The 9,730-nt window shown below is 67.3% G+C and carries 6 protein-coding genes and 1 rRNA gene; 5 read left to right on the top strand and 2 right to left on the bottom strand.

All coding sequences use genetic code 11. The features are described 5' to 3' along the window. Nucleotides 1-53 precede the first annotated feature (53 nt). Nucleotides 54-704, bottom strand: a complete 651-nt coding sequence (locus IE302_RS34145) for an alpha/beta fold hydrolase (protein WP_191258565.1) — start codon at nucleotides 702-704, stop codon at nucleotides 54-56. Next, complete coding sequence (locus IE302_RS34150; protein ID WP_191258566.1) at nucleotides 701-1,102, bottom strand: nitroreductase/quinone reductase family protein; 402 nt, start codon at nucleotides 1,100-1,102, stop codon at nucleotides 701-703. Before IE302_RS34150 ends, IE302_RS34145 begins: the two co-directional genes overlap by 4 nt. Before the next feature lie 131 nt (nucleotides 1,103-1,233). Between IE302_RS34150 and IE302_RS34155 the strand changes: the two genes are divergently transcribed. The 5 genes from IE302_RS34155 to IE302_RS34175 all read left to right on the top strand — a co-directional run. Beyond that, nucleotides 1,234-2,319, top strand: a complete 1,086-nt coding sequence (locus IE302_RS34155; protein WP_229908090.1) for a plasmid pRiA4b ORF-3 family protein — start codon at nucleotides 1,234-1,236, stop codon at nucleotides 2,317-2,319. Between the two features lie 202 nt (nucleotides 2,320-2,521). Further along, nucleotides 2,522-6,106: a DNA polymerase III subunit alpha gene (gene dnaE / locus IE302_RS34160; protein WP_191258567.1), complete on the top strand. Its 3,585-nt coding sequence runs from the start codon at nucleotides 2,522-2,524 to the stop codon at nucleotides 6,104-6,106. Beyond that, complete coding sequence (locus tag IE302_RS34165; protein ID WP_191258568.1) at nucleotides 6,106-7,578, top strand: MFS transporter; 1,473 nt, start codon at nucleotides 6,106-6,108, stop codon at nucleotides 7,576-7,578. The genes dnaE and IE302_RS34165 overlap by 1 nt, the downstream gene beginning before the upstream one ends. Before the next feature lie 455 nt (nucleotides 7,579-8,033). Then, the gene (locus IE302_RS34170) at nucleotides 8,034-9,254 is read left to right on the top strand and encodes a low temperature requirement protein A (protein WP_191258569.1); all 1,221 of its coding nucleotides are present in this window, start codon (nucleotides 8,034-8,036) and stop codon (nucleotides 9,252-9,254) included. 392 nt (nucleotides 9,255-9,646) lie between these two features. Then, nucleotides 9,647-9,730: ribosomal RNA gene (locus IE302_RS34175) — 16S ribosomal RNA — on the top strand; the annotation flags it as partial.

Genomic DNA, 9,730 nt, shown 5'->3' on the forward strand with positions numbered 1-9,730 from the left:
AGACAGGTTCATGAGACGAGATCGTGCGGTCGGTCCACCGCTTTGTCAAGCGATCAGCCGAGGGTCCCGATCCACGCTGCGAGGTCCGCGTCGACGGGGTATTCACCCGAGAATTCGAACCCGTGCTGGGCGCCTTCGTAGACGCGGAGTTCCGCGCTGACACCGGATTCCCGGGCTGAGGTGGCCAGTGTCACAACGTCGTCGAGCAGGACTTCGGCGGTGCCCACCGCGAGCCACAGCGGCGGCGATCCGGTGAAGTCGCCGCGCGAAGGCGACGCGGAGCCGGCCTCCGCGTCCCCGAGGTACGCCTCGATCGATCGACGGAGCGCATCCCGGTCCAGGATGTCGGCGCCGTCGTTGGTGACGAACGAACCACCCGGGAGGGACAGGTCCGCGACCGGCGAGATCGCGGCGACGCCCGCCGGGGGTGGCTCGCCGTCGGCGAGGAGCCGCAGGAGCGCCGAGAGCACGATCGTCCCGCCCGCGGACTCGCCCAGGAGCACGACCGGTCCTTCGATCGACCGGTAGACGTCGAGGACGTCGGCGACCTGGGCCGGGTAGGGATGCTCCGGGGCCAGCCGGTACTCCACCGGGACGACCCGGAGCTTCGCCGACCGGTGCAGCGCGTCGGTCCGCAGCCGCCCGATCTCCGGGTCGTACGAGGTGAAACCGCCTCCGTGGGCGTGGACGATCGTGACCTTCATACGCGCTGGAGCGCGATCACCGGGAACGGCCTGCTGGTCTTCGACTGGTGCTCGGCCAGCCGAGGGAACGCCTTCGCCTGCTTCGCGAACAGACGGTCCCTGGCTGCTCCGGTGACCTCGATCGCGTGAGCGGTGAAGGCCTCTCCGTCCGCCTCGACGTCGACGGACGGCTCAGCGACCAGGTTGCGGTACCAGTCCGGATGCCCGGGAGCGCCTCCGTTCGCGGCGAACACGACGTAGCGGTCGTCGTCGGCCAGGAACAGCATCGGCGTCACGTGCCGCCGCCCGGTGCGGGCGCCGGTGGTGGTGAGCAGCAACGTCGGGAGACCATCGCCGTGGCGGCCGTTCGCGCGGAACTCCGCGATCACGCGCTCGTTCATGGCCTGCAGGTCGATCATCAACTCTCCGGGCGGTTCGGCGATCTTGGCGGCTGGTCAGTCTGCCCATCCGCGCCCAGGTCGGCAAGCACTTTTGGATCGTCGCTGCTCACGACGCCGAAACTGTCGGTGCCGCTGGCGATACTGCTCCCGTGTCCCCCGTCAGCCGCGGCCGCAAGCCCGCCAAAAGACCGAAGCACCAGCGCTCCCACCGGACGCGTCCGCCCTTGGACGTGACCAGGGTGGAGCGCTGGCCGAAGCTGCTCCACGGACCGATCGAGCTGTCGGACTGTGTCGTCCAAGGCCAGGTGGATCAGGACCTGGTGGTCCTCGCCGCCACGCTGACCGCCGGCAAACGCTCGGTGGGCGTCGAGGTGGTGGTCAACGATCGCCAGGTCGACGTGATCGAGCTCCACCCCGACCCCGAGGACGCCCTGGCGGTTCTCCGGGGCGGTTTCGAGGTGACCGAGGCGCCGCTGACACCCGAGGAGTTCCGGAGCCAGGTCGAAACGGCCCTGATCGTCAAGGCGGACGGCGACGCCTGGATCCGGGAAAAAGTCCCCAAGCTCTTGGAGCTGGGGACCGATCCGAGGCCTGATCTGCCCGAGCGCGCGGCCCAGCTGCGCCGCTGGCTCGGTCTCCCCGCCTACGAACCGCTGCCCCGCATGCCGTCGGCCGATCCGCTGCCGCTCGTCCTGCCCCGGCCCACGCCGGTCACCGGACTCTGGCTGGCGGTCGCCCTGACCGAACCGGACGACGCGATCTGGCGACGGCTCGAAGTCCGCTCCGACGTCACCCTCGCCGGGCTGCACCGGATCCTCGCGGCCGCGTTCGACCTCGACGAGCGGCGGCACCATCGATTCGAGACCGCGTACGGCGGCTTCAGTGTCGATGCCCAGAGCTGCGAGGGCGACCGTCTGGACGACGAGGTGACACTCGGCCAGGTCGTCACTTCGCCCGGCCACCGGCTCGTCTACGAGGTGGAGGGCTGGCGGCACTGGATCCGCGTCGAGAAGCTGGTCGACCCTCCTCGCACGGCGAGGTGCCTCGGCGGGGAGCGCGCCGCCCCGCCGCCGGAATGCGAAGACCCGAGCGGCTACGAGACGTTGCTGGAAGCCCTGCGTGATCCGGACGACGAAGAGAACGAGGAACTGATCGAAGAGTTCGGCGGCCACGGGTTCGATCCGGAGTGGTTCGACAGGGAGGTGGTCAACCGGCGGCTGGCCCGGCTGAGCTGACCCGGCGCCCCGTTCGGGGGTAACCGAGGTCATCGCGAAACCGTGCCGCGTGGGTGCTTGGCGGCGGGCGGTCGGAGGTAGAGACTGGCCCTCGCCGGGGCGCCAGCCCGCCCGGGCGCCGAGATCCATCGGCGCATAAGGTGGGAGGACCGGCCCGCGTCAAGCAGCCAGGGATCCGTCTGCCTAGGGGAGGTTTTCGCTGGTGTCGAACGATTCCTTCGTCCACCTGCATGTGCACACCGAGTACTCGATGCTCGACGGTGCGGCGAAGATCGCCCCCTTGTTCAAGGAGGCGGCGCGCCTGGGCATGCCCGCAGTCGGCATGACCGACCACGGGAACATGTACGGCGCGGACGAGTTCTACCAGCAGGCGGTCAAGCACGACCTCAAGCCGATCATCGGCATCGAGGCCTACATCGCGCCGGAGAGCCGCTTCCACAAGAAGCCGGTCTTCTGGGGACAGGCCAACCAGCGTGGCTCGGACGAGTTCGGTGAGGGCGGTGACGTCTCCGGTAGCGGTTCGTACACCCACATGACGATGCTCGCCGAGAACTCCACCGGCCTGCGCAACCTGTTCAAGCTCTCCTCGCTCGCGAGCATGCAGGGTTACTACCGCAAGCCCCGGATGGACCGCGAGCTGATCGCGGAGAACCACCAGGGCATCATCGCGACCACCGGCTGCCCGTCCGGCGAGGTCCAGACCCGGCTGCGGCTGGGGCAGCGCACCGAAGCGATCCAGGCCGCGTCGGACTACAAGGACATCTTCGGCGGCGACAACTTCTTCCTCGAACTGATGGACCACGGCCTGCCGATCGAGCGGTCGGTCCGTGAGGGCCTGCTCGAGATCGGCAAGCTGCTCGACCTCCGGCCGCTGGCCACCAACGACTCGCACTACGTCACCAAGGACCAGGCCGACACCCACTCCGCGCTGCTGTGCGTGCAGGCGGGCAAGACGCTGAACGACCCGAACCGGTTCAAGTTCGACGGTGACGGCTACTACCTGAAGTCGGCCGCCGACATGCGCGAGTACTGGGACAAGGAGGTCCCCGGCGCCGCCGACTCGACGCTGCTGATCGCCGAGCGCGTCGAGTCCTACAAGGACGTCTACACGCACAAGGACCGGCTGCCGTTCTTCGAGGTCCCCGAGGGCTACGACCAGGGCACCTGGCTGCGGGAAGAGGTCGCGCGCGGCCTCAAGTGGCGGTACCCGGAGGGCGTCCCGGACGAGTACTACAACGAGCGCATCGAGATCGAGCTCGACGTCATCATCGGGAAGGGCTTCCCCGCCTACTTCCTCATCGTCGCCGACCTCATCAACTACGCCAGGAAGGTCGGCATCCGCGTCGGCCCCGGCCGTGGTTCCGCCGCCGGTTCGCTGGTCGCGTACGTGCTCGGTATCACCAACCTGGACCCGATCCCGCAGAAGCTGCTGTTCGAGCGGTTCCTGAACCCCGAGCGCGTCTCGATGCCCGATATCGACATCGACTTCGACGACCGCCGTCGCGGCGAGATGATCCGGTACGCCACCGACAAGTACGGCGTCGACAAGGTCGCGCAGGTCATCACCTTCGGCACCATTAAGACCAAGGCGGCCATCAAGGACTCCGCGCGGGTCCACTTCGGCCAGCCCGGGTACGCGATCGCGGACCGGATCTCGAAGGCGCTGCCGCCGCCGATCATGGCGAAGGACATCCCGCTTTCGGGCATCGTCGACTCGAAGCACGAGCGATACGGCGAAGCGGCCGAGGTCCGGGCGCTCGTCGAGACCGACGAAGAGTGCAAGACGATCTTCGAGACCGCCCGTGGTCTCGAAGGCCTGATCCGCAACGCCGGTGTCCACGCCTGCGCGGTCATCATGTCCTGCGACCCGCTGACCGACGCCATCCCGCTGTGGCAGCGCGACGACGGCTCGATCATCACCGGGTGGGACTACCCGTCGTGCGAGAACATCGGCCTGCTGAAGATGGACTTCCTGGGCCTGCGGAACCTCACCGTCATCGGTGACGCGATCGACAACATCAAGACCAACCGCGGGGTCGACATCGACCTCGACACCCTAGGCGTCGAGGATCCGGAGACGTACAAGCTGCTCTCCCGCGGTGACACGCTCGGCGTGTTCCAGCTGGACGGCGGGCCCATGCGTGACCTGCTCCGCCGGATGCAGCCGACGGTGTTCGACGACATCGTGGCGGTGGGCGCGCTGTACCGCCCCGGCCCGATGGGTATGAACGCGCACAACGACTACGCCGACCGCAAGAACAACCGGCAAAAGGTCAAACCGATCCACCCCGAGCTCGAAGAGCCCCTGAAGGAGATCCTGGCCGACACCTACGGCCTGATCGTCTATCAGGAGCAGATCATGCACATCGGCCAGAAGGTGGCCGGCTACTCGATGGGCCGCGCGGACGTGCTCCGCCGCGCCATGGGTAAGAAGAAGGCGGAGGTCCTCGAGAAGGAGTTCGTCGGCTTCGAAGAGGGCATGAAGTCGAGCGAGCTGGTCCCCGGCGGCTTCTCCTCCGAGTCGATCAAGGCGCTCTGGGACACGATCCTCCCGTTCGCCGGCTACGCGTTCAACAAGAGCCACGCGGCCGCGTACGGCCTGATCTCCTACTGGACGGCGTACCTCAAGGCGAACTTCACGCCGGAGTACATGGCCGCGCTGCTCACGTCGGTCGGTGACAACAAGGACAAGTCGGCGGTCTACCTCTCGGAATGCCGCCGCCTCGGGATCAAGGTGCTCCCGCCGGACGTCAACGAGTCGGCGCTGAGGTTCGCGGCCGTCGGGGAGGACATCCGCTTCGGCATGGGTGCGGTCCGCAACGTGGGCGCGAACGTCGTCGAGTCGATCATCAAGACCCGGGCGGAGAAGGGGAAGTACTCCTCCTTCACCGACTTCCTCGACAAGTCCGAACTGGTGGCCTGCAACAAGCGGGTCATCGAATCGCTGATCAAGGCAGGCGGGTTCGACTCGCTCGGCAACTCCCGCCTTTCGATGATCCAGGTGCACGAGGACGCGGTCGAGGCCGTGGTCCCGCTCAAGCGCCAGGAGGCGATGGGCCAGTTCGACCTCTTCGGTTTCGGCGGGGAGGACGACGCGGAAGCCACCGCGTCCTCGTCGCCGCTCGCGCACCTGAAGTTCGGTGAAGAGGAGTACCCGCGCAAGCAACTCCTCGCCTACGAGCGGGAGATGCTCGGTCTCTACGTCTCGGCGCACCCGCTGGACGGTGCCGAGCGCATCCTGCGCAAACACGCGCCGAGGCCGATCGCCGCGATCATCGCCGACCCGCCCAAGGAAGGCGAGCTGATCATCTCCGGGCTGATCACCTCGCTGGAACGCCGGGTCAACAAGAAGGGCGAGCCCTGGGCGATCTGCACCGTCGAGGACATGGACGCCTCACTCGAGGTCCTGTACTTCCCGAAGTCCTACGCGATGTTCTCCGCGGACCTCGTCGAGGACAACGCCGTCCTGGTCAAGGGCCGGGTGAACTGGCGCGAGGACAAGATGTCCATCTTCGGCGGCGGGCTCGTGCCGCTCGACCTGTCCGAGGTCGGCAACGGTGACGAAGACCTGCCGCTGGTCCTGCTGGCCGCCGCGGAGAAGATCGACCAGTCGGTGGTCAGCGAACTGAAGCAGACCCTGCTGGCGCACAAGGGCGAGACCCCGGTGCACCTCAAGCTGGTCGGCAAGAACCAGACGGTGTTCGCGCTGTACGACTATCCGGTCAAGGTGACGTCGATGCTGATCGGTGAGCTCAAGGGCATTCCCGGGATCGCCGCCAGTACCTGATGAGCACCTACGAACCCGACCCCCGGCGCTGGAAGGCGCTCGCCGTCTCCCTCGCCGCCGGGTTCATGGGCCTGCTCGACGTCAGCATCGTCAACACGGCACTGCCCTCGATCCAGAAGGACCTCGGCGCGTCGAGCGGCGGGATCCAGTGGGTCGTTTCGGGCTATGCGCTGGCCTTCGGCCTGGTGCTGGTGGCCGGTGGCAGGCTCGGTGACGCGCTCGGCCGCCGCCGCATGTTCCTGTTCGCGCTCGCCGCGTTCGTGCTGACCAGCGCGTTCGCCGGCGCGGCGCCGAACGAGACGACGCTCGTCATCGCCCGGCTCCTGCAGGGGGTGGCGTCGGGCATGATGACGCCGCAGAACAGCGGGATGATCCAGGACCTGTTCCGCGGCGCGGAACGAGGCCGTGCCTTCGGCATGTTCGGTGCCACCGTCGGGATCTCCACCGCCGTCGGGCCGGTGCTGGGCGGCGTGATCCTCGCCGTCTTCGGCGACCCGGAAGGCTGGCGCTGGGTCTTCTACGTGAACGTGCCCATCGGGATCCTGGCGTTCGCCCTGGCCTTGAGATGGCTCCCGAAAGCGGAAAGACCGGCGAGAAGCCTGCGGGGCGAGATCGACTTCGTCGGCATCATGTTGCTGGGTGTCGCCGTGCTCGGGGTCCTGCTCCCGCTGATCGAATCCGAGCAGGGCGGGCTGAGCGATCTGTGGTGGCTGTTCCTCGTCGCGGTGGTCTTCGGATTCGCCTTCGTACGGTGGGAACGCTCGATGGTGCGGCGCGACCGTCCGCCACTGCTGGACACTCGGCTGTTCACCGACACCCCCGGTTACGCCACGGGTGCCGCCGTCGGCGCGCTGTACTTCAGCGGGTTCACCGGGATGTGGCTGGTCTTCGCGATCTTCTTCCAGCAGGGTCTCGGCTACACACCACTGCAGTCAGGGCTGGCCGTCACCTCCTTCGCCCTCGGCTCGGCCGTTTCGGCGGCGATCGCGGGACGGCTGGTGCCGAAGTGGGGCCGCAGGCTCACCGTCACCGGGCTGGTCATGGTGATCACCGGGATGGTCACGGTCGCCGTCCTGGCCGGCCGGGATCCCGGCGACGCGGCGGGCTGGTGGTTCGCGCTGCCGTTGCTCGTCGCCGGCGTCGGTGGCGGGATGGTCATCTCGCCCAACACCACGCTGACCCTGGAATGTGTTCCGACATCGATGGCGGGGGTGGCCGGAGGAGCGTTGCAGACCGGGCAGCGGATCGGCACCGCGATCGGCACGGTCGTGCTGGCCTCGGTCTTCCACGCGGTACTGGGCGCGAACGGCGGTTATCCGTCGGCGCTGACCGCGGCGATGCTGTGCGCCGCCGTGTTGACGAGTTCGGCGCTCCTACTCGCCGTGATCGAGCTTCGCGCGCGCCGTAAGCGGCGTTCGCTCACTGAGCGGGAGGAAGCCGCGAGGGCGGCCGCCGACAGTCAACGCGGCTGAGTCATCCGTGCGTACCGATGACTACGTTCGGCAAGACTCGATGCTCCATCCGAGTGACTGAGGTAGTCATCCTCTGGTGCTACTCAGAGCAACCGGGTAGACCTTACGGAGCCTTCACTGCTGTGTCATGGCTACCGACAGTGGTATTTCTGTCGATCGATCGGGGATGGATCGATCGGCGAAGCGATCGTGGTGAGTCCGGAGTTCTCAGGAATGGACACCCACGGTCACGGGCCGGTGGACAGCCGTCGGCGTCCGCGGGGGACCGTTCGGCGGCAGCCGGCTCACACCACTGGCGAGCCGAGTCCCGGTGAGGCATTCGCGCGGGTGGGTCCGCGCGGGGTCGCCTGGGGAGGTGCACCCGGCCCGGACCCACCCGCTGCGCGTTTCTCCGAGTGTGTGAACCGCTCCCGGCTGCGAAGATCTTCGCGAGTCCGAGAGTGCGAGGAGCGGAGATGGCGGAGAGTTCTGACCGGCGGAATCGGCTGAGGGTCTGGTACCGGCCGATGACGATGCGCGATTCCGGTGAGGGACACCGGGTCGCGACCCCGTTGGAGCTGTTGTTCGACCTGTGTTTCGTGGTCGCCGTCGCGCAGGCCGCCGCCGGTCTGCACCACGCGATCGCCGAGAACCACATCGGGCACGGGGTGCTCAGCTTCGGGATGGTGTTCTTCGCGATCTGGTGGGGCTGGCTGAACTTCAGCTGGTTCGCGTCCTCGTTCGACACCGACGACGTGCCGTACCGGCTGGTGACGCTGGTGCAGATCGCCGGAGGGCTGACCGTCGCCGCCGGTGTCACGTCGGCCTTCGACGGCGACTTCCGGATCATGGTGGCCGGGTACGTCCTGATGCGCCTGGCGATGGTCGTGCAATGGCTGCGCGCCGCGCGGACCGATCCGCGGTGCCGTCCGGCCGCGGTGCGGTACGCCATCGGCATCACGATCGTCCAGATCCTGTGGATCGTCCGGCTCGGCCTGCCGGATTCACTGGCCCTGCCGTCGTTCTTCGTGCTCCTGGTGGCCGAACTCGCGGTCCCGGTGATCGCCGAACGCAAGCGCTGGACCGGCTGGCATCCGCACCACATCGCCGAGCGCTACGGCCTGTTCACGATCATCGTGCTGGGTGAATCCATCCTCGGCGCGACCACCGCGGTCAAGGAGGGGCTGGACAAAGGCGAGCACACCGGCAGCCTGATCTCGCTCGCCGCCGCGGGGCTCGTGCTGGTCTTCTCCCTGTGGTGGCTGTACTTCGACCAGCCGGGCCACGTCCGGCTCGAAAAGGCGAAGAGCCTGTTCACCGTCGCGAGCTGGGGCTACGGGCACTACCTGATCTTCGCTTCGGCGGCCGCGCTCGGCGCCGGTCTCGAAGTCGCGGTCGACTACGACACCCACACCGGGCACGTCGCCTCGCTTCCCGCCGCGATGGCCACGACCGTGCCCGTCGCGATCTACCTGCTGAGCGTCTGGCTGATGCACATCGGGCCCGCCAACGAATGCCGCCCGATCGCGATCGGCTTCCCGGTGACCGCGGGGCTCGTGCTCGCCGCGTCGTTCACGCCGGCGCCCATCCACATCACCGCCGGGCTCGCCGCCGCCCTCGTCGTCCTGACGGTCGTCGCGACCCACGGGGAACCGGTGCCGGGCGCCGCTTCGGGTGAGGTGGCGGCAGAGGGGTAGATCGACGCAGGTCAGAGCGTCGGCGCGAAAAAAGGGACCCCCCTGTAAACGCCGGTTTCGGGCCGTGTAATGTTCTCTTCGTCGCCAGGGAAACCGAGCGGCCGCCGGGAACACGAACCAAGCTCCCACCGGATGGTGGTAGAGTGGGTGGTCCCGAACCGGAGAGGTAACTCTACCCCCGCTGAAACGGCAGTTTCGAGCAGGTGCTAGGGTGTGCTCCGGACTAAAGCCAAGAAATAACTGCTTCAGATAAGGCCGTGTAGCCACGGTGCGATCTGGGGTGTGTTGCTTGAGAACTCAACAGTGTGCTAGTGAACTAAGCCAGTAGAGCTTATTTTGAACCTCGTTTGAGGTTCCTTTGAGAGCATTATTTGCCTCGATCAAATTTGACATTGTTGGAGAGTTTGATCCTGGCTCAGGACGAACGCTGGCGGCGTGCTTAACACATGCAAGTCGAACGATGAAGCCTTTCGGGG

The organism is Amycolatopsis oliviviridis (assembly GCF_014654365.1).
Lineage (GTDB): Bacteria > Actinomycetota > Actinomycetes > Mycobacteriales > Pseudonocardiaceae > Amycolatopsis > Amycolatopsis oliviviridis.